Below are 21546 nucleotides of genomic sequence, written 5' to 3' on the forward strand. Positions count from 1 at the left end.
GCGACATGATTCATTTCGATTCGAGCTGGGACATCCGCGTCACCGACACATCGCTGCGCGACGGCTCCCACCACAAGCGTCATCAGTTCACCGTCGAAGAAGTGCGGGCCATCGTCGGTGCCCTCGACGGAGCCGGAGTGCCGGTCATCGAGGTCACTCACGGAGACGGTCTCGGCGGTTCCTCCTTCAACTACGGTTTCTCGAAGACTCCCGAGCAGGAACTCATCAAAGCTGCCGTCGAGACCGCGACAAACGCGAAGATCGCCTTCCTGATGCTGCCCGGGTTGGGCATCAAGGACGACATCGTCATCGCACAGGACAACGGTGCGTCCATCTGCCGCATCGCAACTCACTGCACCGAGGCCGACGTATCCATCCAGCACTTCGGCCTCGCGCGTGAGCGTGGACTCGAAACAGTCGGATTCCTCATGATGGCTCACTCGATTCCGCCGGAGAAGCTGGCCAAGCAGGCTCGCATCATGGCCGACGCGGGTTGCCAGTGTGTGTACGTGGTCGACTCCGCCGGCGCACTTGTGCTCGAGCAGGTATCCGATCGCGTCGAGGCGCTGGTTCAGGAACTTGGCAGCGACGCTCAGGTCGGCTTCCACGGACATGAGAACCTGGGCCTGGGCGTCGCCAATTCCATTGCGGCAGTGCGTGCGGGCGCCAAGCAGATCGACGGCAGCACCCGCCGTTTCGGTGCCGGCGCCGGCAACGCACCGGTCGAGGCGTTTGTCGGTGTCTGCGACAAGATTGGCGTCAAGACCGGTATCGACTTCTTCGCCATCGCCGATGCTGCCGAAGATGTTGTGCGCCCGGCAATGCCGCAGGAGTGCCTACTCGATCGTCAGGCACTGATGATGGGCTACGCCGGCGTGTACTCGAGCTTCCTCAAGCATGCCGAGCGTCAGGCCGAGCGGTACGGAGTGTCGTCCGCGGAGCTGTTGGTGCGCGCAGGTAAGCGCAAGTTGGTCGGCGGACAGGAAGATCAGTTGATCGACATCGCGCTGGAACTTCAGCGCGAAGCAACGGCTTCCTAACCCATGGCAGACGTACTGGCCGGAAAAGTGGCCTTGGTGACCGGCGCGTCCTCAGGGCTGGGGCGCGCCGTCACCGAGATCCTTCACAACAGGGGCGCAAAGGTTTTCGGTATCGCCCGCGACAAGGAAAAGCTGCGACAGTCGATGGTCGAGGTGGTCGGCGCGGATGGAGAGCGTCGTTTCGCGGCGACGGACGTCTCGGATTCCGCGCAGTGTGATGCGGCCGTGCAGGCGTGCGTCGACGAACTCGGTGGTATCGACATCCTCGTCAATGTGGCGGGATCGCACTCGCTTCGTCACACGGCGGATATTGCGGATTCCGAATGGGCACATGATCTGGCGGTCAATCTGAACGGACCGTTCTTCCTGTCCCGCGCAGCACTGCCGCACTTGCTGGAACGAGGAGGCAACATCGTCAACGTCTCCTCGATCGCGGGGCTGGAAGGGCAGGCGTACTCGGCTGGATACTGCGCTGCCAAGCACGGACTCATCGGACTGACCCGAGCGATGGCGATGGAGTTCACCGGAAAGTCTCTGCGTGTCAACGCAATCTGCCCGGGCGGCATGATGACTCCTCAAGTCACCGGATTCACCTTCCCTGACGGAGTCGACTTCGATCTCGTCATGATGGTTGCGTCGCCGCGTGGCTTGATGGAAGCCGAGGACGTTGCGAAGATGGTGGCCTTCGTTGCCTCCGACGACGCCTCGGCGATACACGGGGCCGTCTACTCGGTGGACAACGGAAAAATGGCATGACCCCGTTGGTCTCGGGACCGATCTTTCAGATCTGCTGGGTGGTCGAGGACATCGAGGCTGCCGAACAGGAGTTCACTCGGCAGTGGGGAGTGGAGCGGTGGCTACGTATGCCAGACATCGCCTTTGGTCCCGAGACCACAACGTTTCGCGGGGAGCCCGCGGACTATGTCGTGCACGTGTCGATCGGATATGCGGGCAGCCAACAGCTCGAGCTGATCCAACCAGTATCCGGACGCAACCTGTACACGGAATTCCTGGAGACTCACGGCGTCGGAGTTCATCACATGGCTTGGGTTCCAGGCGATTACGAGGCGACGTTGCTCGAGGCCGAGCGTCGCGGAATGTCGGTGGTGCAACAAGGTCGGGTAGAGGGCGCCGGCATGGAGTTCTCCTACCTCGATGCCGGGCCGTTGGGTGGATACGTCGAGTTGATGAAGCTCTCGCCCGAGATTCGGTTGATGTTCGCTTCGCTCATTCCTGATTGACGGCAAACACTTTCGTGAAGTAATCGGAAACGTTCTCCGGGTGACCACGGAATCCGAGGTAGCCGTCGGGGCGAATGACCAGCGCCGCCGTACCTTCGACCCCATACGCGGCGCACAGTTGCGAGGCGTTGTCCTCGATGATCGGCACCAGCGAGTCGACGGTCACGGTTCCCGGTGGCACTATCGCGTAGACGTCCAGCAAGCCGTGCGCTGATCGAATTGCGGCGTCGGCGACCTTCTCCAAGCTGTTGATGCTCTCCGCGGATCCGTCCGAAGTCAGCAGTAACGTGTGGTCGACTCCGGACAGCAAGTCGAACAACCGAATTGGATACTGCACACCGTCTCGGCGCATTCCGCGTGCATCGGGTGCACGCTCGCCCGGTTGAACGTGTGGACTCGAAGAATTACGCCCGGTGTTCAGCGGACTCTCCGAGTAGTCGATCAACAATTGAGCCTGGCGCCGCATTGCCGTGTCGATGGAGGACTCTCCCGAACCGATTCCTTCTCGAGCATTTCGGACCGTCATCCCGACGACTTCTTCACCGACCGGCCGCCTTTCGGCGTCGTAGGTCTCGAGAAGATCCGCTTTCGCAACACCTTTGACGGCGAGCGCTATCTTCCACGCAAGATTGTGGGCGTCCTGGATCCCGGTGTTCATGCCCTGCGCGCCAGTCGGGGGATGGATGTGCGCGGCGTCGCCGGCGACAAAAACCCGTCCGCGGCTGTAAGCGTCGACGATGCGGTGGCTGATGCGGAAGACCGAGGACCATCGCAGCATCGAGGCGGTTGTCGGTTCTGGGGACAGTCTGTCGAGCACAGCCTGGATGTGATGGAGTTCAGGTGTCTTGCCGGTTGAAAAACCGTGTTGTACAGAGGCTTTGTTCGACAATTCGTCCGGCATCAACTCATCCGGTACGAGCATAGACATTCGGTACCGCTTGTGTCCGGGCAGTGGGATGCACACGAGTAGATCGTCGGTGGTTCCGTCGTCGCTGGTGTGGTTGGCGCGCACCGCGTAGCCGCTGGGGATCGACCAGTCGACTTCGACGTCACCGAGCATGTAGCTTTCGGCAAATGCGCCGCCCTCGAAGCTCAGGCCCAGCCCTTTGCGGACCACGCTGTGCGCGCCGTCGGAACCCACCAGGTACTGGGCCGTCACGGTGCTACCGTCGCTGAGGGTGGAGGTGACGGCGTCGTCGGATTGTTCGAATGCGGTGAGGCCGACTCCGCGTTCGACGGTTGTTCCCAACTCGGTGAGGCGCTCGGTGAGGATGCGCTCCGTCGAGTACTGAGGCAGGCAGAGAAACCAGTAAGGAACGTCCTCGGGGAGGGTGAGGTCGACGTGGCCGACCTCGACGCCGTTCGTGTACATGATCTGACCGCGCATCAATGTCGAGGCGTCGAGTGCCTGACGGAGCACCCCCATGTTCTCGAAGAGCTCGAGTGTGCGTGGCTGAATCCCGACGGCTTTCGCGTATTGCCGCGGTTCGTCGAGGGGGTCGACTATTCGGCATGAGATACCGCGTCTGCGCAGCTCGATCGCGGTGGTCAATCCGATCGGGCCGGCGCCCGCTACCAATACGTCGGTATCCATGAGGACCCACTCACGTCGGGGACAGTCGGTCATTTCAGTATGGGTAAGCGAACTTTTGTTTTGGGGAAATTCGCGCAAATCGGACATCGAGAGGTTGTGTCTCGCGCCGACTGTCCGTCCGCGCACCGACTGTTTTGCGCTATTGCTCGGCTTCGAAGCCGAGCGCGATTCTCCTGCACAGAAGCGTGAGCTCGACCTCGTCGACGCGTGGCGCGTCGTCCCATGAATCGACGTCGTTCCAACTCACTGAACTCGGAGCGCCGAAGGGCCTGACGAAAACGTGCTGATGAAAGTGGGGGACGCTTCGCCCGGCGATCGCGGAGAACACGAATTCTGGAGTCAATTCCGAGTCGAGGGCACGTGAGACGCACCAGACCGCGTGTGCGATGGCGAGTGCTTCAGGTTCGGATAGTGAAGGCAATCCGGACACGTGTCGACGGGTCTCGACGAACACATATCCAGGAACCGAACGGCCGTCTGGCTGAGGAGGCCGATGGGAGACAACGACGAAGTCGTCCTCGAATATTCGGGGGCTGACGAGCGGGCCTATTCCTTGGTGTTTGGCGCATATTGCGCACGTTGACGTCCCCATTCCACTTTTGTACCGAGGGTGGCGCGGTGGCGGAAGATTTGCGATCAGCCCGAACGGAGGGTTCATCTAGATGTACAAATCAGCATGTTTGTAAGTTTTACCTCGAAAACCGTTGACAAAACACCATCATTTGTCCACTCTCTATACATAGATGTTGTTCGTGTCGCGGATTGCCGCGCAGGACGCACTCATTGATCCGAACGAGAACTGGAGAATTCGATGGCGGCGTTGGTGTACACCGAGCCAGATGGTCGGCTCGCAACATGGAGAGACCGGAAACGCTACTTGTGGCTGTTGGCGCTGATTCCGTCATCGGCAACTTTCATCGCAGTGGGGCTTGTTACCGCCACCGGATGGAATGTCTTCTGGTGGACCGGCCCACTGATCGCTTTTGCTCTCATTCCCGTCATCGACATCCTTGCGGGTGAGGACGGGAAGAATCCGCCCGACGAGGTGATCGACGAACTCGAGAACGACCGCTTCTACCGGTGGTGCACCTACGCCTATCTGCCGCTGCAGTACACGGCATTCTTCCTGTCCTGCTACATCTGGGCGCGTTGGGATTTGAGCGTCCTCTCCAATATCGGACTGGCCGTGACGATCGGCGTGACGGCCGGAATCGGCATCAACACGGCCCATGAACTCGGGCACAAGAAGGAGAGCGTCGAGCGCTGGTTGTCCAAAATCGTCCTCGCGCAGAGCGCTTACGGCCACTTCTACCTAGAGCACAACCGTGGCCACCATGTGCGAGTGTCGACTCCGGAAGATCCGGCGACCTCGCGCTTCGGTGAGACCCTCTACGGTTTCTGGCCGCGCAGCGTCGGCGGGGGATTGAAGTCGGCATGGCATCTCGAGAGGACCCGCTTCGAGCGTTTGGGCACCACGCACTGGAGCATCAAGAACGACGTGCTCAACGCCTGGCTCATGTCGGTTGTTCTGTTCGGTGTAGCGCTTGCAGTGTTCGGGATCGGCATCGCGCCGTACCTCGTGATCCAGGCGGTCATCGGGTTCTCGCTGCTCGAAGCGATCAACTACCTCGAGCACTACGGACTTCTGCGGCAGAAGACCGCGAGCGGGCGGTACGAGCGGTGCACGCCGGCGCACAGCTGGAACAGTGATCGCATCTGCACCAACGTCTTCCTCTATCACTTGCAGCGGCACAGCGATCATCATGCGAATCCGACACGTCGTTACCAAGCGCTTCGCAGTATGGAAGAGGCCCCTCAGCTCCCGAGCGGCTACGCCAGCATGATCATGCTCGCCACAGTTCCGCCCCTGTGGCGCAAGGTGATGGACCACCGCGTTCTCGAGCACTACCGAGGCGACATCACCCAGGTCAACATCGCGCCGAAGAAGCGGGCCAAGATCCTCGCGGCCTACGGGGTGAACGCATGAACGCCTACACCTGCCCGATCTGCGATTACACCTATACCGAATCGACAGGCGCTGCGCGAGAGGGCTTTCCGCCCGGCACGCCGTGGTCGAGCATTCCGGACGACTGGTGCTGCCCCGACTGCGGCGTCCGCGAGAAGGTCGACTTCACCCTCGTCGCGCAATCCTGATCGAAATATCCACCGGTGAAAGGAAAACCGATGTCCGAGACTGCCACTGCTTACAAATTGTTCCGCTGCCTCCAGTGCGGGTTCGAATACGACGAAGCGATCGGCTGGCCCGACGACGGTATCGAGCCGGGTACTCGCTGGGACGAGATTCCCGAAGACTGGTCCTGCCCTGATTGTGGTGCTGCCAAAGTCGATTTCGAAATGGTGGAGGTGGACCGCTGATGACAGCGGTCAGCGAGCCCGACACACGCACCGTCGTGATCGTGGGCACGGGCATCGCCGGTTCCGGTGCCGCGCAGGCCCTGCGCAAGGAAGGGTTCGGCGGCAGCATCATCCTGATCGGCAGCGAACCTGAGGAGCCGTACCGCCGCCCGGCGCTGTCGAAGGAGCTACTGTCCGGGAAAGCGTCGATCGATCGGGTTCGGTTGCGGCCGTCGACTTTCTGGACCGAGCAGGGTATCGATCTTCGGATCGGCGCAACTGTCACGAGTATCGACACAGATTCCCGCACAGTACTTTTAGCCGACGGTGACAGCATCGACTACGACGTTCTGATTCTTGCCACGGGTGGACGGTCCCGACGGTTGGCCGCGGAAGATTCCGAGCGCGTTCACTATCTTCGAGATATCGCAGACATGCGACGCTTGCAATCCCAGCTGATCGAAGGATCCTCGCTATTGGTGGTCGGCGGTGGCTTGATCGGATCGGAGGTGGCGTCAACGGCACGCGACTTGGGTTGCAGTGTGCAGGTTCTCGAAGCGCAACCGCTGCCCCTGTCCAGGCTGCTTCCACCGTCGATAGCGGAGAAGATCGCCGCGCTGCACGCCTCGGCGGGCGTCGCCTTGCAGACGGGAGTCGACCTCGAGACGCTCACGACGGGTGCCGACGGCGTCACCGCACGTGCGCGTGACGGACGCGAGTGGACAGCGGACTTGGCCGTCGTCGCAATCGGATCCTTGCCCGATACCGATGTGGCTGCTGCTGCGGGTATTGCGGTGGACAACGGGATTTCGGTAGACCGATACCTCCGGACCTCCGTCGTTGATGTGTACGCGATCGGCGATGTGGCCAACGTGCCCAACGGTTTTCTCGGCGGCATGCACCGTGGTGAGCACTGGAACACCGCGCAGGACCACGCAGTTGCAGTTGCCAAGACCATTGTGGGGAAGGCGGAACCTTTCGAATCCGTCCCATGGAGTTGGTCGAACCAATTCGGCCGCAACATTCAAGTAGCTGGTTGGCCAGGCGCGGACGACACCGTAATAGTTCGAGGAGACTTGGACTCCTATGACTTCACTGCGATCTGCATGCGCGACGGAACTATCGTCGGTGCTGTGAGCGTGGGCCGGCCGAAGGACATTCGTGCCGTGCGAACCCTTATCGAACGCTCCCCGGACATCAGCGCCGACGTACTTGCCGATACAAACAGGGATCTGACCGAACTTGCGGCGGGTCTTGTCGCCTCACCGGTGCTCTGAGTGCACTCGTGACTTCGGTGGCTTGCGTGTCCACCGTTTTGACACCGAGCACGGGCGATGGAAATCTTCCCGATATGTCCACCGCTCGTGCCCGTGTCCCGTACCACGAGGCAGCTCGTCAACTCCTCCGTGCGTCAGCGCTCGACGCCACACGCGAACTCTTGACCGAGAAATCGTGGAACGACATCACGATGGCGCATATCGCCGAAGCTGCTGGTATGAGCCGGCAGACGTTGTACAAGGAGTTCACGTCTCGCCAGGGATTGGCGTCCGGATACCTCATCCGTTTCGTCGACGAGTTTCTCGAAGAAGTGGAACGCGAAGTAACGCTGCATCATTCGGATCCCCGAGGTGCGGTCTCGGCTGCATTTCGTGCCTTCTTCGACGCGGGTGCCCGGGATCCGATGGTGGTCAGCATTGTCGGTCCCCGGCCGCAGCACGACCTGCTGAGCTTGGTCACCACTGACGGGACTCCGCTGCTCGAACATGCGAGCGCGAGGTTGGCCGAGATCTTCATGACCAGTTGGGCGAACGTCGACCGCATCCATGCCGAGATGTTCGGCAGCACGATAGTGCGTCTGGCGATCAGTCACGTGACGTTGTCCTTCGGTACTCCCGATCAGATCGCCGAGAACCTGGGGGAGATGTTCGGGCCGTTCCTCGATCAGGTCATCGGTTCGGGCACAGCCGAACCGAACTGAGCCGACAGGATCGATACGGTTTCCGAGTTAGGACGGAAGTTCGATCGAGCGTGATCGGCGTAGTTCTTTGGTGGGAAATATCGCCGTTATGTGTGAATCCGCGTCTCACTTCTCGGTAGCGTGCCGGGCGTAGATCGAGGTGCGATCCACAGGGGTGGCCCTCGTGAATTTCCGTCAACGATGGAGGAATTCGAAGATGAAGAGCCGCAATAAGTCTCGAGTGATGTCGACAGTCGCGCTAGTTGCAACATTTGTCATGGCCGGTGCAGGTGTGGCAATTGCCGACGAATCCTCGTCAGGGTCTTCCGGCAGCGGATCGCTCGGTTCCTCCGGTGCGGCAGAGATTGATCCGTTGACCTTCGACGGTTGGGGCACGTGCCCGATCGAGGATCTCGAGGTGACGACGTGCGCCAGCGTCGTAGTTCGCGGAGGGACCATGAAATTGGGCGCACTTTCGGTGCCGATCCCGGACGGCAGTCTCAAGGTTGCGGGCGGCGTGAAATACGCGACCCAGCCCGACAACAGTTTCATCGAGACGTTCGTCGCCAAGCAGGACGGGTCCAACGGGGTCTATTCCAATCCGATTTCGGTACCCGGAGGTGCGCTCGGGATCGATACGCCGCTGGGACTGACTCAGATCAGCGCGACGGTGGAATCGGTGGGAGTCCCGGATCTGAAGGTCCTCGAGCAGGAACTCACGATGCCGGTCCGCTTGAAACTGTCTAATCCCTTGCTCGGTGACGATTGCTACATCGGGTCGGTCTCGAATCCGATCAATCTTCACTTGACCACAACTGGAAACCCGCCTTCGGAACCCATCGGCGAGTTTCCCGGCGCGGTGTTCCCGGCAGTCCCACATTCGGATGCTGTGTTTGCGGCGCCGGGAGCCAGTGGATGCGGACCGTTGGGTGCGCTCAACTGGGCGGTGAATCTCCGCGGGGGAGTGCCGGCAGTCAGCGGAAAGAACTCGCTCACCACGTCGAGCGACGTCTACGCGGTGGCTGCACGGAAAGTGCGACCGCCCGCCTGACAGACGCACAGTTGCCGGAACACAAAACGAGGACCGACCCGTGGTGGGTCGGTCCTCGTTCTGCACAATCAGGTCAGCTGACCTCGGGATCACGCACCGTGATGGTGCCGTCCCTGACTGCGTCGGCGATGCTGTCGTGCAACTTCGGGCAACCGTCTTTCAATGCCGTCGACTGACCGGAAGCAATTGCCTCTTTGAAGGTGTGGCAACGCAGCGCCGGGTCGGAAGTCCACTGAACGCTGGTGTGCTTGTACGTGTTCTTGCGAACCAGTACGCACGCGCCGCATGCCTTGCAGTCGACTTCCTGCAGACCCGAGTCGAGGTATTCGTGCTTGTCCTCGATCGTCTGGGCCGCGATCGCCTCGAGCCGTTCCGTTTGCCCGGCAAAGTCCGGTGCCTTGGCCCAACGAGCCCACCGTGCGTCGGTTCCGATCGAGGCGCTCACGACTAGACCTCTGCTTCCTTCTTTGCCGCTTCTGCTGCAGCTTCCTTCTCAGCCTTCTGGCGTGCGAGGTTTTCCTCGACCTCGGCGTGCCAGGCTTCGTTTGCCTTGGTGGTGTCCACCTCGAACTCGAAGCGCTGCGTCATCTTCTCGGTGACGTCTGCCTTGTCCACGTAGAACTGCTCGTACCAGCGTCGTAGCTGGTAAACGGGGCCGTCTTCTTCGCAGAGGAGAGGATTCTCGATCTTGGTCTTGTTCTTCCAGATCGCGACGTCCTGTAGGAAGCCCTCGCTGATGCCCTCGGTGAACTTGCCGGCCAGCTTGTCGGCCATCTCGTCGGAGACACCCGTCGGCTTCTTCACCGTCACGCCCCACTGCAACACAAACGAGTCCGGGCTGATCGGATAGTGGCAGTTGATGAGAACACTCTCGACCTCGTATCCGCTGTAGCTGTTCCACAGGGGATTGACCATGTACGACGGCCCGTAATACGCAGCTTCGGAGCGAAGCAGCGTGTCGCCGCCGTACTGGGAGGCCATTCCGATGTCGGGACGGCCGGTGGTGTTGAGGTACTGAGTGGCGATCTCACCTTCGAAGACGTTCTTGAAGTACGTCGGGAAGGCGTAGTGGATGTAGTAGAAGTGCGCCATGTCGACCACGTTGTCGATGATCTCGCGGCAATTGGACCCCTCGATGACCATGGAGTTCCAGGTCCAATCGGTCCATTCGTCGCTGTAGGCGCCCTCGATACGAGGAATCACGATCTCCTCGGGCGGCGGATTGCCCTCGGGGTCGTTCCAGACGAAGAGCTGAGCGTTCTGCTCGAGGGTCGTCCACGCGCGGGTGCGTGCGAGCGGGGGCACGCGACGGGCATAAGGAATGCCGGTGCACTTGCCGTTGCCGCCCCAGCGCCAGTCGTGGAAGGGGCAGGCGATGGAATCGCCCTTGACCTCGCCTTGTGTGAGGTCACCGCCCATGTGACGGCAGTATCCGTCGAGAACTTTGATGTCGCCCTTGCTGTCGGCGAACACCACGAGCTTCGTACCGAAAGCCTCGATCGCGTGCGGTTTGCCGTCCTTGAAGGTCTTCAGTAGACCCAGGCAGTGCCAACCGCGGGCGAAACGAGTCTGCACCGTTCCGACGTCGATCTCGCGAATCTGCGCCATTGTGACCTCACATCCCTTCTAGCTGTTAGTAGAACACGTTATAGAACTCGATCCGGTTCCGCCAGATTTTGGGGGCACTTGTTACAGCATTGCGGCCACAAACGGGACCTTTGTCAGCGTCTCGACAGAAAAGAGAACGTGTTCTAGTCTCAAGTGTAAGTGAACCAACCGATCGAGGAAGACGGGAGCGTCGAAGTGGGTAACCATGACAGCCACGAGGTGATGCAGAGGCTCGACGCACTACTGCCGGCACTGCGCGAGCGCGCACAGGAGACCGAGGATCTGCGTCGTATCCCCGACGAGTCCATCAAGGCTCTTCAGGAAACAGGCTTCTTCCGCTTGCTGCAGCCGAAGCAGTGGGGCGGATATGAAGCCGATCCGGTGCTGTTCTACTCCGCGGTCAAGAAGATCGCCAGCGCGTGTGGTTCCACAGGATGGGTCTCGTCGATCATCGGCGTACACAATTGGCACCTCGCCCTCTTCTCTCAGCAGGCACAGGAAGACGTGTGGGGCAACGACACTGACGTTCGCATCTCGTCCTCTTACGCCCCGATGGGTATGGGTGAAGTAGTCGAGGGCGGATACAAGGTCAACGGTGCGTGGGCTTGGTCCTCGGGTTGTGACCATGCCAGCTGGGCCGTTCTCGGTGGTCCGGTGTTCAAGGACGGCCGCGCGGTCGACTTCGTGAGCTACCTGATTCCTCGCGAGGACTACCAGATCGACGACGTGTGGAATGTGGTCGGTCTGCGTGGAACCGGCTCCAATACCGTTGTGGTCAAGGATGTTTTTGTTCCCAAGCATCGCGTTCTGAGCTTCCGGGCGATGAGCGAACTGACCGCCCCGGGCCTCGAGAACAACACCGCGCCGGTCTACAAGATGCCGTGGGGAACCATTCACCCCACGACGATCTCGGCACCGATCGTCGGAATGGCTTACGGCGCTTACGAAGCGCACGTCGAGCACCAGGGCAAGCGTGTGCGCGCTGCGTTCGCCGGCGAGAAGTCGAAGGACGATCCGTTTGCCAAGGTACGCATCGCCGAGGCATCCAGCGACATCGACGCTGCGTGGCGTCAGCTCTCCGGCAACGTCGCCGACGAGTACGCGTTGATCCTTGCGGGCGAAGAGGTTCCGATGGAACTGCGTCTGCGCGCTCGACGTGACCAGGTGCGCGCCACTGGCCGTGCGATCGCCTCGATCGACAAGCTCTTCGAGAACTCCGGTGCCACGGCGCTGCAGAACGGTACGCCGATTCAGCGTTTCTGGCGCGATGCTCACGCTGGTCGCGTCCACGCCGCGAACGATCCCGAACGCGCATACGTCATGTTCGGAACCGGCGAATTCGGTCTGCCGATCACCGACACGATGGTCTAGAGGAGGCTCAGTGACAACCACCGAAGAAGCGCTCACCTACGAGTCCACCTCGCGGTTCGCGCAAGTGCGCCCCGATCTGAAACTGCATTTCCACGAGGCGGGCGTCGGCAACGACAAGACCATCGTGCTGCTGCACGGTGGTGGCCCAGGTGCGTCGTCGTGGTCGAACTTTGCCCGCAACATTCCGGTGTTGGCGAAGAACTTTCACGTCATCGCGGTCGATCAGCCCGGCTACGGGCAGTCCGACAAGCCGACGGACCACCCGCAGTACTTCGTTCACAGTGCGTCGGCGCTCAACGATCTCCTGGACACGCTAGAGATCACCGGTCGCGTTGATCTGCTGGGCAATTCGCTCGGTGGTGGCGCTGCTGTTCGCTTTGCGCTCGACTACCCGGACCGTGCCGGTCGCCTCGTTCTGATGGGCCCCGGCGGTCTGAGCGTCAACCTGTTTGCGCCGGACCCCACCGAAGGCGTCAAGAACCTCGGGAAGTTCAGCTACCAGCCCACACGTGAGAACCTCGAAGCATTCCTGCGGATCATGGTCTTCGATCAGAAGCTGATCACGCCGGAACTCGTCGACGAACGCTTTGCTGCGGCCAGTACTCCCGAGTCGTTGGCTGCGGCCAAGGCGATGGGTAAGTCCTTCTCCAGTGGTGACTTCGAGCTCGGCATGCTCTGGCGCGAGGCGTACAAGCTTCGGCAGCGTGTGTTGCTGATCTGGGGCCGTGAGGACCGGGTCAACCCCCTCGACGGCGCGCTGGTTGCGCTCAAGATGATCCCGCGCGCGCAGCTCCACGTCTTCGGCGGTTGCGGTCACTGGGCGCAGCTCGAGAAGTTCGACGAATTCAACCGGCTCGCAACCGACTTCCTGCTCGACGGAGGTAAATGATGGGTATTCGATCTCTGGCGTACATGCGCATCGGGGCCACCGACATGGCTGCGTGGCGCGAGTACGGACTCAAGATCCTCGGAATGATCGAGGGCAAGGGCGTCGACGCGGAATCGCTGTATCTGCGTATGGACGACTTCCCGGCGCGTCTTGTCATCGTTCCGAACGACACCGACCGTCTGCTCGTCTCCGGGTGGGAAACCGCGAATGCGGCTGAGCTGCAGGATATCCGTGACAGGTTGTCGGCGGCCGGTGTTCCGTTCAAGGAAGGCACGGCGGAGCAGCTCAAGGACCGTCGCGTCGTCGAGATGATCGCGTTCGAGGACACCTCGGGTAATTCCCTCGAGGTGTTCCACGGAGCTGCTCTCGAACACCGCCGGATCGTGAGCCCGTACGGGCACAAGTTCGTGACGGGGGAGCAGGGGCTCGGCCACGTTGTGCTCACCACCGACGACGACGACGCTTCGCTCCGGTTCTACCGCGACGTACTCGGATTCAAGCTTCGCGATTCGATGCGTCTGCCTCCGCAGATGGTCGGGCGGCCCGCGGACGGCGACCCGGCGTGGCTGAGGTTCCTCGGCTGCAACCCGCGTCACCACAGCTTGGCGTTCCTGCCGTTGCCCAACCCGACGGGCATCGTGCACCTGATGCTCGAGGTGGAGAACTCCGACGACGTCGGACTGTGCCTCGATCGGGCATTGCGCAAGAAGGTCAAGATGTCGGCGACTCTCGGTCGCCACGTCAACGACGAGATGCTCTCGTTCTACATGAAGACTCCGGGCGGGTTCGACATCGAATTCGGTTGTGAGGGGCTAGAGGTCGAGGACGAAAACTGGATCGCGAGGGAAAGCACGGCCGTGAGCCTTTGGGGTCACGACTTCACGGTGGGAATGAAGCCGTGAGTTCGCCCGACGCGTCGGTGAGCGCGGAGCAGGCGATCGATCCACGCCAGTTCCGCACGGTTCTCGGGCAGTTCTGTACGGGTATCACCATCATCACGACAGTCGACGACGGTGAACCAGTCGGGTTCGCGTGTCAGTCTTTCGCCGCCCTGTCACTCGACCCGCCTTTGGTGTTGTTCTGCCCCACCAAGGGTTCTCGGTCGTGGGCGGCAATCGAGCGGACCGGGAAGTTCGCCGTCAACGTGTTGGCGGAGGAACAGCAGGCGGTGTGTGCTCGTTTCGGGTCGCGTGAGCCGGACAAGTTCGCCGGCATCGATTGGACGCCATCACCTCTGGGGTCACCGATCATCGACAAGTCGCTGGCCCACATCGACTGCACAGTCGAAACCGTCCACGACGGCGGCGATCACTACGTCGTCTTCGGTCGGGTGTCGTCGATGAGTGAGATCAAGACCGAACGCCCGCTGCTCTTCTACCGCGGGCAGTACACGGGCATCGAGCCGGACAAGACTGTTCCGGCTACCTGGCGTGACGATCTGGAAGCTTTCCTGACGACCACGACAGAAGATACCTGGCTTTAGGGGGCAAGCCCCCCGTGAGTGGTTAAGGAGTCCAGGGGCTCCTTAACCACTCACGGGGCCGGAGGCCCTACAGCGAAAAACAGGTATGACAGAAGTCGTCACCGAACGGCGTCAACAGGATGCTACGACGCACAATTCTGTTGGATCGTCCTGCGCGTTTGACCGCCTCGATCACCGACGGCTGCACCTCGACCACCTGGTACCGGTCGGCCTCGACGGGCTCTCGTGAGAACGCCACCAAACCGAGCCGATGCAGGTTGTTCAGGTAGGCGCTGATGCGGTCCAGATGTCGACATCCCGCCAGTTCTCCGATCATCGACAGACCCTCGTCGATCATCTCCGAGCCGACTCCGAACGGCCGCGCCGTGCGCACGTCGACGCTCGGTTGTGCGCCGGAGGTGGCCAACAGCCGAAGAATTCGAGCTTCGTCTGGTGCGATCTCGTCGAGGATCCGGTCGTAAGCCGGGTGCAGATCGTCGCGATCGGTCACGTCCGCGGAACGATCCAGCAACCTGTCACCACGTGCCCGCAGCGCCGCGAGAGTGGCCTCGACGCTCTGTTTGCGATTGGTACGAGTAGCCATTGCCGCCCGCAGGTTCTCCGTCCGCGAGCCGTCTCCGTTGGTGTTCTCGGCCCGACGTTCGGATTGCGCGTTGGCGGATTCCGCAGCCTCTGCCGCGGCTTCGGCGGCGGCCTGAACGATCTGTCGCGTCGCCTCCTTCGCCGTTCCGAAAGCCCACCCCGTCAGCTTGATCGACGTGAGCGTCGTCGTGGCGGTAAGCCCGACAAGGCTACGGATCAGACGCTTTTCGACAGATTCGACCGGCGTGATGTCCGCAGCCCAGTCGTACGATTCCGCTTCGACGATCATGCGATGGTCGTGCTCACTCATGCTCATACTCCGAATATTGCGAGGTGTAGGAAACCGGCAAACGAGCCCAGCACGGCCCCGTGTACGAACAACAGCCACTCGTCCTGCTTGACGGCTGAGCGTAGTAGTTCGCTGAAATCTTCCGGTGAAAGGATGCTCATGCGTTCGGTGACGAAGACACGAATCTTCTCCGACTGGTTCTCGGCGAACTCCGCGTCCTCGAAGACCCGGGGGTACAGGTCGAGCACTTCGGTGGTGGCCAGTCCGGGCAGACGCTTGTAACTCTGCGAACCGACTGTCATCTTGACCACTGACTTTGCCCAGCCGGCTGCGTCGTCGACGGATTCGCGCAGTACCTGATCGAGCATCCGCCGCGTTCGGTCCGAGCGGGGACGATGCCTTGCCAGCCGAATCGGCCGTCGCTCGTGATCGCCGGGATCACCTGGACGCGCCGGGGGAGGAACGGGAAGAGCAGTTTGAGGCCGGGCACTTTGATCCCGTGGAAGTTGATCGGCGCAAAAAGCATCAGGACGCCCGACCAATTGGTGATGTACCCGATGATTCCCGTGAACAAAGGAATGGTGATCAACTGTTCGAGCAAGTGGTCCGGCACCGTCGCACATCCTCCTCATATCCGAGAACCTCACGTTCGGACATGATTGCCGAAACTTCGCTCTTCGTGGGTGTTTCGTTGGCTACTGCTGCGCCTTCCCAGTTGCGTCAGCATAGAGGCCCGACAATTCGGGCTGTAGGTGGGTAGGAAGTTGATGTAACCTCGCGTACATGGTCAGTATTGCGCACAGCACTACGACGCCGGTTCTCTTCCGGCGCATCGTTTAGCAACTGCTGACCGAACCCTTTCAGCCCCGGGAGTTATCGCCCCGGGGTTTTCTTGTTTCTTCGCTCCGTGTGCGTCTCCCCTTGAACGATGTGGAGAGCTCTCATGAGCGTTGACCACCGCGAACTCGGGCGCGAGCTGGAGTTTTTCGCCACCACCCCCATAGTCGGAGCAGGCCTCCCACTCTGGTTACCGGACGGCGCGATCATCAGGAACGAACTCGAAAAGTTCGCCGCCGAGCAAGCAGCGCGGTCCGGTTGCCGGGGTGTCTATACCCCCGTTATGGCGAAGAAAGAGTTGTACGAGAGATCTGGGCATTGGTCCAAGTTCTCGGACGACATGTTCCCTGAAATGAAGATAGGCGGAGAGTCATTTCTCCTTCGTCCGGCTAACTGTCCTCATCACGCCCAGGTATTCGCCGCTCGCGGTCGTAGTTATCGCGAGTTACCTTTCCGCGTTCGTGAACTCGGCTCGATGTTCCGTAGTGAACTCTCGGGAGTTCTCAGTGGACTGAACCGCGTCAGACAGATCAATCTCGACGATGCACACGCCTTCTGCAGTCGCGAGCAGATTCGATCGGAAGTGATCGTTGCGCTCGACGCGATCGAGGACTGCTACTCGACTCTGGGGATTGCCGAACGGGGGTACCGACTCTCGATCAGAGGGACCGGGCAGTACCTCGGCACCGACGAGCAGTGGGCCGACGCCGAGGATCAACTTCGCGGAGCACTGAAGGCGCGCTCGATCGAGTATGTGGAAGCGAAGGGGGAGGCGGCGTTCTACGGTCCCAAGATCGACGTCCAAGTGCGAGACGCGCACGGCCGTGAGGAAACACTCTCGACCGTCCAACTCGACTTCAATCAACCGGAACGGTTCGACCTCGAGTACACCTCGGAAGACGGATCCAAGGCTCGCCCCGTCATGATCCATCGGGGCTTGCTTGGGTCGATGGAACGCATGACTGCGCTCTTGATCGAAAGGTTCGAAGGGCGGATGCCGCCATGGCTGGCACCCAACCAAGTCTCGATCCTGCCTGTCGGCGAACGGCACCGGGTTGAGGCCGAGTGTTTGCGGGCTGATCTCGAGGCCCGCGATGTTCGAGTGGCGATCGCAGCCGACGGATCGTTGGGACGTCGCATACGCGAGGCACGCACTCACCGTGACCCGTACATCGCGGTGATCGGGGACAACGAGGTGCACGGCGGTGCCGTCGACGTTCTGGTCCCCGCGCGTGGTGGGCGGGCGGTCGTCGACGCGGGTGTGTTTGTCGCTCAGGTGGTCTCGGGCATCAAAGAGCGTGCCCTGTTTCCGGCAGCTTTCTAGCCGACGGGAAGCTCGTGGAGGGCGCGCACCAACGGCGCGAGTTCGGGTGTCTTGCATGCCTCGTCGAGTGCGGCTTCGAGGGTGGCGTCGTGTGTCGGCCGGGCGCTTTCGAGAAGCTCGCGGCCGGCCGGCGTCAACTCCGTGTAGATGCCTCGACGGTCGTCGGCGCACAGGATGCGCGTCAGTAGTCCTCGATCTTCGAGTCGATTGACCAAGCGCGTCGTGGCGCTGCTGCTCAGTGCGGCAGCGCGAGCCAACTGAGCCATCCGCATGTGCCAGCCGTCCTGGCGGCTCAAAGCGTCGAGGACGGTGTATTCGACGACGGACAGTTTGTGCTCACGCTGGAGCGCGCGTTCCAGTTCGGTGTCGAGGGCGCCGTGCAGTGCTGCGAGCGTGCGCCACCCTTGCGAACGGATTTCGACGGCGTCGTCGGCGATCCCCATGTGATTCTCCTTGTCCGTTTCCTGCGGCTCCAGGTTACCAGCTTGCGCATGTAGCGCGCGCGTGCAACTATTTATAGCGCGCCTGCAACTAATGCACACGCCCGCTAACGGCTTACGCGTAAATCTGTGAAAGGAACATCGAGATGCCATTGGGTCTCATTGCCCTCGCTATGGGCGGGTTCGGGATCGGCCTCACCGAATTTGTCATCATGGGCCTCCTGCCCGAGGTCTCGGCTGATTTCGAGGTCACCGAGTCCGTCGCGGGCTACCTGATCTCGGGCTACGCACTGTCGGTGGCGATCGGCGCGATCCTCCTGACCGCTGCCGTCACCCGCTTCGAGCGCAAGAAGGTCCTTCTCTCGCTCATGGTGCTGTTCATCATCGGCAACCTGATGTCCGCGCTCGCCCCGTCATACGAGGTCATGATGGGCGGACGCATCGTCGCGGCGCTGTGCCACGGTGCGTTCTTCGGAATCGGCTCGGTGGTTGCCGCCGACATGGTCGCTCCCAACAAGCGGGCCGGTGCCATCGCGATGATGTTCGCGGGCCTGACCATCGCCAATGTCCTCGGCGTTCCGTTCGGCACGCTGCTGGGCCAGCAACTCGGATGGCGCTCGACGTTCTGGGCCATCACCGTCATCGGGGTCATCGCCCTGATCGGAATTGCAGCACTTGTCCCGACGACGCCCGCAAGCACGACCGGCGGCGGATTGCGCGGAGAGTTGGGGGCGTTCCGCAACAAGCAGGTTTGGCTCTCGATCGCCATCACCATCCTCGGCTACGGCGGAATGTTCGGAGCCTTCACCTACATCGCCTTCACACTCACCGAGGTAACGGGATTCGCGACGTCCAGCGTTCCGTGGCTGCTCATCCTCTTCGGCTCGGGCCTGTTCGTCGGTAACTTCCTCGGCGCCAAGGCTGCCGACCGCTCGCTGACGAAGGCACTGGTCTGGATACTCGCGATCCTGACCGTCGTTCTGATCGTGTTCGCCGCCACCGCTGAGAGCAAGGTCATGACCGTGATCTCGCTGTTCTTCATGGGCGCCTTCGGTTTTGCGACGGTTCCCGGTCTGCAGATGCGGATCATGAACTACGCATCGGCAGCACCGACCATGGCCTCAGGTGCCAACATTGCTGCCTTCAATGTCGGCAACGCGCTCGGTGCGTGGCTGGGCGGAATCACCATCGCCGCGGGACTCGGGTTCACCTCCCCGATCTGGATGGGAGCGGCAGTCACCGTCGCCGGTCTGCTGGTCTTGATCGTCGCGGCGAAGATCGACCGCCCGGCAGCGTCAGAGCAGCAGGCTCCGAGCACCTCGCTGCACCCGAGCGCCGCCTGAACCTGGCCACTGCGCTCTGACCCCATCGCGTGAACGTATCGCTCCCCTTGTCCAACAAGGGGAGCGATACGTTCACGCGGGTCAGGTGAGGCGGAATTCGGCCGTCACCCCGGAGAAGGGCGTGATCGCGCCGCTACCCCGAGCCTTCGATGCGCCGAAGTGTTGGACTCGATACGTACCCGCCGGAGTATCGGCCGGAACATCCCACGTGATGCGAACGACGGAGCCGTTGCTCCCGACCCGGCGCCAGTGCAGTTTGGTGGACCAGTCGTTGTCGTCGGCCACGCGCGTCCAGGATCCGCCGGTATTTCGCTGGATCTCGTAGAAGGTCCCGTTTCGGTGAGTGTCGTTCTTGGGGTGGCCGGTGACGAACTCGACGGCAACCTGCCCACCCGGTGAGGTGTCGCCGGGCTGGACGGTTGCATCGCCGAATTGTGTTCCTGGCAAAGGCTCGTCGAAGTCGACGCCAGGTCCGAAGCTGGGTTGGAACCCGGACAGGTCGGCGGGCGCGGGCCCGCGAGGAGGTTCGGTGCCGTCGCGCATCGCGGCTGCGAGAGCGGAGTACCCCTGCTGATAGGCCGGCAGCGTGTAACGGCCGAACATCGTCGAACCGCCCTCGTACTGCTGCGAATCGTATTCCTGTGGTGTGGTGCAGTAGCTCGAGTACGAGTTCGCGTATCCCTGGAAGATGACGTTCTCGAGGGGAACCCCAAGCTCCTCGGCGACGGTTCGACGCACTCGTAAACCGGAGACGATGGTGAATTCCGCAGGGCCACCGACGATGTAGAACTGACCGATCCGCAGGATCTGGATCTTCAGTACGTTCGGCACCCATCCGCCCGGTGGCAGCAGGCCGACCGGAACGACTACGAGTTTGGGCGCCTGTGCATCCTGAAGCCATTGAGGCACAGGAGCATCCATACCGCCCAGGGCGTCGATCATGGGGTTTCGGGTGCCCTCGGGGAAGATCGGGATTGCCGGTCCGTCCTCGACGCTTCCGGCGCTCATTGCCGCACCGATCGCGGCCGGAGCGGTGCGGTGCTCGCGTCCGTCGGGGGTGAATCTTCCGCTCACCACCTGATTTGCCATGTCCAGGTACATGATCCGACTGTCGACGCCACCGGTGACGGTGTCGGACGCCGCGTCGAAGGCAGTTTGAGCTGCCGCTACCTGGCGCAGCCCGATGATGCGTGCGTTCTCGAATTCGTCTTCCGTCGGTCCGCGTCCGGGCTCGAGGAAGAGGTTGGGTGACATGTCGCCGCTGTTGGTCTGCGGAAAAGCAGCAATGAAGCTGGTGTTGCCGTCGAGGTAGCGCACGCCCTGGTCGTCGTGCTCCCAGAAGTACGCCGCGGCGCCCTTGTTGTCCCCGGAGATGAGATGGTTCTCGTTCGTGAGCGAGGCGCAGTGGGTGGCGAACCAGTTGATCGCTCCGATGTCCTTGCTGCCCCGGCTGATCCGCATGACACGCATGTGGTGATCGTTGCCACCGGGGTAGTAGGCTTTGTCTTCTTCAGGATTGAGGTCGAACGCCACTCGCGAGCGGTTGACGCTGGCATCGGTGAGATCGGAACGGCCAAAGCGAACCGTGCCAGGCGCCAGGTTCTCGTGCGCAGCGCTGATCGCCTCGACCATGCCGTTGACCTCGGCTTCGAACACCTGCAGTTCGAAGCCGAGAACTGCGAGGTTGTACGCGTAGTTGTGCGAGGCCCCGCCACATGCCGCGTGTGAATGGATGGCCGTCAACATGACGTTGCGTTCGGTGTAGATGTCACCGAACCTCCCGGCCAGTCGGCGCAGGACCTCGTCGTGAACGGACTGGAAGATCATGCAGTTGTCGACGCACACGTAGGCGACCCGCGACCCGCTGGACTCGAAGATGAAGGCGCGTGCGCGCATTCGCTGGTGCAGGCCTTCGGCGCGTTGATCGAAGCTCGAGTAGCCCATCATGCCGACTTCGGCGACAGGTCCGGTCACGTCGGAAATTCCGACGCCCACCTGCAGTGACGCCGACGACTTGTCGGTGCGTGCGGGTGAAACGGAGCGTGCCGGCGAAGCTGCGACGGCCTGGCTCGTCGACAGAGCGGCGAGCGCAGGTGCGGCGGCAGCGCCTGCCAGTACGGTGCGTCGGGTGATCTGCACGAG

23 protein-coding genes and 1 pseudogene are annotated in these 21546 nt (G+C 61.6%); 15 read left to right on the plus strand and 9 right to left on the minus strand.

Translation table 11 applies throughout. The annotated features are described in order from the left end of the window. Positions 1-5: 5 nt before the first annotated feature. Genes dmpG through ACFWAD_RS18715 form a run of 3 tightly spaced genes read left to right on the plus strand, consistent with a single transcriptional unit; the run spans position 6 to position 2281 of the window. The gene (gene dmpG / locus ACFWAD_RS18705) at positions 6-1040 is read left to right on the plus strand and encodes a 4-hydroxy-2-oxovalerate aldolase (RefSeq protein ID WP_378546697.1); all 1035 of its coding nucleotides are present in this window, start codon (positions 6-8) and stop codon (positions 1038-1040) included. A gap of 3 nt (positions 1041-1043) precedes the next feature. Next, complete coding sequence (locus ACFWAD_RS18710) at positions 1044-1796, plus strand: SDR family NAD(P)-dependent oxidoreductase (protein WP_378546458.1); 753 nt, start codon at positions 1044-1046, stop codon at positions 1794-1796. Further along, entirely contained in the window at positions 1793-2281 is a 489-nt protein-coding gene (locus ACFWAD_RS18715) for a VOC family protein (RefSeq protein WP_378546461.1), read from the plus strand. The genes ACFWAD_RS18710 and ACFWAD_RS18715 overlap by 4 nt, the downstream gene beginning before the upstream one ends. Here ACFWAD_RS18715 and ACFWAD_RS18720 read toward each other — a convergent pair. Continuing rightward, entirely contained in the window at positions 2268-3875 is a 1608-nt protein-coding gene (locus ACFWAD_RS18720) for an FAD-dependent monooxygenase (protein ID WP_378546700.1), read from the minus strand. The genes ACFWAD_RS18715 and ACFWAD_RS18720 overlap by 14 nt on opposite strands. A gap of 139 nt (positions 3876-4014) precedes the next feature. Then, positions 4015-4296, minus strand: a complete 282-nt coding sequence (locus tag ACFWAD_RS18725; protein WP_202967118.1) for a hypothetical protein — start codon at positions 4294-4296, stop codon at positions 4015-4017. Between the two features lie 390 nt (positions 4297-4686). Here ACFWAD_RS18725 and ACFWAD_RS18730 point away from each other — a divergent pair, with 390 nt between their 5' ends. From ACFWAD_RS18730 to ACFWAD_RS18755, 6 genes are all read left to right on the plus strand, one after another. Further along, on the plus strand, positions 4687-5862 hold the full coding sequence (locus tag ACFWAD_RS18730; RefSeq protein WP_378546465.1) for an alkane 1-monooxygenase: 1176 nt from the start codon (positions 4687-4689) through the stop codon (positions 5860-5862). Further along, positions 5859-6029, plus strand: coding sequence for a rubredoxin (locus tag ACFWAD_RS18735; protein WP_378546468.1), 171 nt, complete (start codon positions 5859-5861; stop codon positions 6027-6029). The genes ACFWAD_RS18730 and ACFWAD_RS18735 overlap by 4 nt, the downstream gene beginning before the upstream one ends. Before the next feature lie 30 nt (positions 6030-6059). After that, a complete protein-coding gene (locus ACFWAD_RS18740; RefSeq protein ID WP_007734094.1) occupies positions 6060-6251 on the plus strand; it encodes a rubredoxin in 192 nt (63 codons plus the stop codon). Next, the gene (locus ACFWAD_RS18745; RefSeq protein ID WP_378546471.1) at positions 6251-7507 is read left to right on the plus strand and encodes an NAD(P)/FAD-dependent oxidoreductase; all 1257 of its coding nucleotides are present in this window, start codon (positions 6251-6253) and stop codon (positions 7505-7507) included. The genes ACFWAD_RS18740 and ACFWAD_RS18745 overlap by 1 nt, the downstream gene beginning before the upstream one ends. A gap of 74 nt (positions 7508-7581) precedes the next feature. Next, a complete protein-coding gene (locus ACFWAD_RS18750) occupies positions 7582-8208 on the plus strand; it encodes a TetR/AcrR family transcriptional regulator (RefSeq protein WP_378546474.1) in 627 nt (208 codons plus the stop codon). 196 nt (positions 8209-8404) lie between these two features. Continuing rightward, positions 8405-9238 carry a hypothetical protein gene (locus ACFWAD_RS18755; protein WP_378546477.1) on the plus strand — a complete coding sequence of 278 codons (834 nt, stop codon included), beginning with the start codon at positions 8405-8407 and terminating at the stop codon, positions 9236-9238. Positions 9239-9311: 73 nt separating this feature from the next. Here ACFWAD_RS18755 and ACFWAD_RS18760 read toward each other — a convergent pair whose 3' ends face one another. Together ACFWAD_RS18760 and ACFWAD_RS18765 are read right to left on the minus strand one after the other, a co-directional pair. Beyond that, complete coding sequence (locus ACFWAD_RS18760) at positions 9312-9683, minus strand: hypothetical protein (protein WP_007734099.1); 372 nt, start codon at positions 9681-9683, stop codon at positions 9312-9314. Between the two features lie 2 nt (positions 9684-9685). Beyond that, positions 9686-10846: a Rieske 2Fe-2S domain-containing protein gene (locus ACFWAD_RS18765; protein WP_378448259.1), complete on the minus strand. Its 1161-nt coding sequence runs from the start codon at positions 10844-10846 to the stop codon at positions 9686-9688. Positions 10847-11041: 195 nt separating this feature from the next. Between ACFWAD_RS18765 and hsaA the strand changes: the two genes are divergently transcribed. Genes hsaA through hsaB form a run of 4 tightly spaced genes read left to right on the plus strand, consistent with a single transcriptional unit; the run spans position 11042 to position 14589 of the window. Further along, positions 11042-12217, plus strand: coding sequence for a 3-hydroxy-9,10-secoandrosta-1,3,5(10)-triene-9,17-dione monooxygenase oxygenase subunit (hsaA, locus tag ACFWAD_RS18770; protein WP_039973406.1), 1176 nt, complete (start codon positions 11042-11044; stop codon positions 12215-12217). Between the two features lie 10 nt (positions 12218-12227). Then, positions 12228-13106 carry a 4,5:9,10-diseco-3-hydroxy-5,9,17-trioxoandrosta-1(10),2-diene-4-oate hydrolase gene (hsaD, locus tag ACFWAD_RS18775; RefSeq protein ID WP_378448260.1) on the plus strand — a complete coding sequence of 293 codons (879 nt, stop codon included), beginning with the start codon at positions 12228-12230 and terminating at the stop codon, positions 13104-13106. Beyond that, a complete protein-coding gene (gene hsaC / locus ACFWAD_RS18780; RefSeq protein ID WP_378546703.1) occupies positions 13106-14008 on the plus strand; it encodes an iron-dependent extradiol dioxygenase HsaC in 903 nt (300 codons plus the stop codon). Before hsaD ends, hsaC begins: the two co-directional genes overlap by 1 nt. Continuing rightward, on the plus strand, positions 14005-14589 hold the full coding sequence (gene hsaB, locus ACFWAD_RS18785) for a 3-hydroxy-9,10-secoandrosta-1,3,5(10)-triene-9,17-dione monooxygenase reductase subunit (protein ID WP_003945677.1): 585 nt from the start codon (positions 14005-14007) through the stop codon (positions 14587-14589). Before hsaC ends, hsaB begins: the two co-directional genes overlap by 4 nt. Before the next feature lie 67 nt (positions 14590-14656). Here hsaB and ACFWAD_RS18790 read toward each other — a convergent pair whose 3' ends face one another. The 3 genes and pseudogenes from ACFWAD_RS18790 to ACFWAD_RS18800 all read right to left on the minus strand — a co-directional run. Then, positions 14657-15481: an Abi-alpha family protein gene (locus ACFWAD_RS18790; RefSeq protein WP_378546480.1), complete on the minus strand. Its 825-nt coding sequence runs from the start codon at positions 15479-15481 to the stop codon at positions 14657-14659. Between the two features lie 2 nt (positions 15482-15483). Next, positions 15484-15828 carry a DUF445 domain-containing protein gene (locus ACFWAD_RS18795; protein WP_378546483.1) on the minus strand — a complete coding sequence of 115 codons (345 nt, stop codon included), beginning with the start codon at positions 15826-15828 and terminating at the stop codon, positions 15484-15486. Between the two features lie 5 nt (positions 15829-15833). Next, a pseudogene (locus ACFWAD_RS18800) lies at positions 15834-16073 on the minus strand (hypothetical protein); the annotation flags it as partial. Between the two features lie 330 nt (positions 16074-16403). Between ACFWAD_RS18800 and thrS the strand changes: the two are divergent. Then, positions 16404-17621: a threonine--tRNA ligase gene (gene thrS, locus ACFWAD_RS18805; RefSeq protein ID WP_378546486.1), complete on the plus strand. Its 1218-nt coding sequence runs from the start codon at positions 16404-16406 to the stop codon at positions 17619-17621. On the opposite strand, the gene ACFWAD_RS18810 is transcribed toward thrS, so the two are convergent. Beyond that, the gene (locus ACFWAD_RS18810) at positions 17618-18064 is read right to left on the minus strand and encodes a MarR family winged helix-turn-helix transcriptional regulator (protein ID WP_003945852.1); all 447 of its coding nucleotides are present in this window, start codon (positions 18062-18064) and stop codon (positions 17618-17620) included. The two genes, thrS and ACFWAD_RS18810, sit on opposite strands and share 4 nt — an antisense overlap. 143 nt (positions 18065-18207) lie before the next feature. Here ACFWAD_RS18810 and ACFWAD_RS18815 point away from each other — a divergent pair, with 143 nt between their 5' ends. Next, positions 18208-19404, plus strand: a complete 1197-nt coding sequence (locus ACFWAD_RS18815; protein ID WP_378546489.1) for an MFS transporter — start codon at positions 18208-18210, stop codon at positions 19402-19404. Between the two features lie 81 nt (positions 19405-19485). On the opposite strand, the gene ACFWAD_RS18820 is transcribed toward ACFWAD_RS18815, so the two are convergent. Beyond that, positions 19486-21543: a neutral/alkaline ceramidase gene (locus tag ACFWAD_RS18820; protein ID WP_378546492.1), complete on the minus strand. Its 2058-nt coding sequence runs from the start codon at positions 21541-21543 to the stop codon at positions 19486-19488. Positions 21544-21546: the final 3 nt, after the last annotated feature.

It is taken from the genome of Rhodococcus sp. NPDC059969 (assembly GCF_042738325.1).
Lineage (GTDB): Bacteria > Actinomycetota > Actinomycetes > Mycobacteriales > Mycobacteriaceae > Rhodococcus_F.

What these genes read in the sequence shown, in the direction of transcription:
- dmpG (WP_378546697.1), top strand. Translation starts at nt 6, where the DNA reads ATGATTCATTTCGATTCGAGCTGGGACATCCGCGTCACCGACACATCG.
- ACFWAD_RS18710 (WP_378546458.1), top strand. Translation starts at nt 1,044, where the DNA reads ATGGCAGACGTACTGGCCGGAAAAGTGGCCTTGGTGACCGGCGCGTCC.
- ACFWAD_RS18715 (WP_378546461.1), top strand. Translation starts at nt 1,793, where the DNA reads ATGACCCCGTTGGTCTCGGGACCGATCTTTCAGATCTGCTGGGTGGTC.
- ACFWAD_RS18720 (WP_378546700.1), bottom strand. Translation starts at nt 3,875, where the DNA reads ATGGATACCGACGTATTGGTAGCGGGCGCCGGCCCGATCGGATTGACC.
- ACFWAD_RS18730 (WP_378546465.1), top strand. Translation starts at nt 4,687, where the DNA reads ATGGCGGCGTTGGTGTACACCGAGCCAGATGGTCGGCTCGCAACATGG.
- ACFWAD_RS18735 (WP_378546468.1), top strand. Translation starts at nt 5,859, where the DNA reads ATGAACGCCTACACCTGCCCGATCTGCGATTACACCTATACCGAATCG.
- ACFWAD_RS18740 (WP_007734094.1), top strand. Translation starts at nt 6,060, where the DNA reads ATGTCCGAGACTGCCACTGCTTACAAATTGTTCCGCTGCCTCCAGTGC.
- ACFWAD_RS18745 (WP_378546471.1), top strand. Translation starts at nt 6,251, where the DNA reads ATGACAGCGGTCAGCGAGCCCGACACACGCACCGTCGTGATCGTGGGC.
- ACFWAD_RS18750 (WP_378546474.1), top strand. Translation starts at nt 7,582, where the DNA reads ATGTCCACCGCTCGTGCCCGTGTCCCGTACCACGAGGCAGCTCGTCAA.
- ACFWAD_RS18755 (WP_378546477.1), top strand. Translation starts at nt 8,405, where the DNA reads ATGAAGAGCCGCAATAAGTCTCGAGTGATGTCGACAGTCGCGCTAGTT.
- ACFWAD_RS18765 (WP_378448259.1), bottom strand. Translation starts at nt 10,846, where the DNA reads ATGGCGCAGATTCGCGAGATCGACGTCGGAACGGTGCAGACTCGTTTC.
- hsaC (WP_378546703.1), top strand. Translation starts at nt 13,106, where the DNA reads ATGGGTATTCGATCTCTGGCGTACATGCGCATCGGGGCCACCGACATG.
- ACFWAD_RS18790 (WP_378546480.1), bottom strand. Translation starts at nt 15,481, where the DNA reads ATGAGTGAGCACGACCATCGCATGATCGTCGAAGCGGAATCGTACGAC.
- ACFWAD_RS18795 (WP_378546483.1), bottom strand. Translation starts at nt 15,828, where the DNA reads ATGCTCGATCAGGTACTGCGCGAATCCGTCGACGACGCAGCCGGCTGG.
- thrS (WP_378546486.1), top strand. Translation starts at nt 16,404, where the DNA reads ATGAGCGTTGACCACCGCGAACTCGGGCGCGAGCTGGAGTTTTTCGCC.
- ACFWAD_RS18810 (WP_003945852.1), bottom strand. Translation starts at nt 18,064, where the DNA reads ATGGGGATCGCCGACGACGCCGTCGAAATCCGTTCGCAAGGGTGGCGC.
- ACFWAD_RS18815 (WP_378546489.1), top strand. Translation starts at nt 18,208, where the DNA reads ATGCCATTGGGTCTCATTGCCCTCGCTATGGGCGGGTTCGGGATCGGC.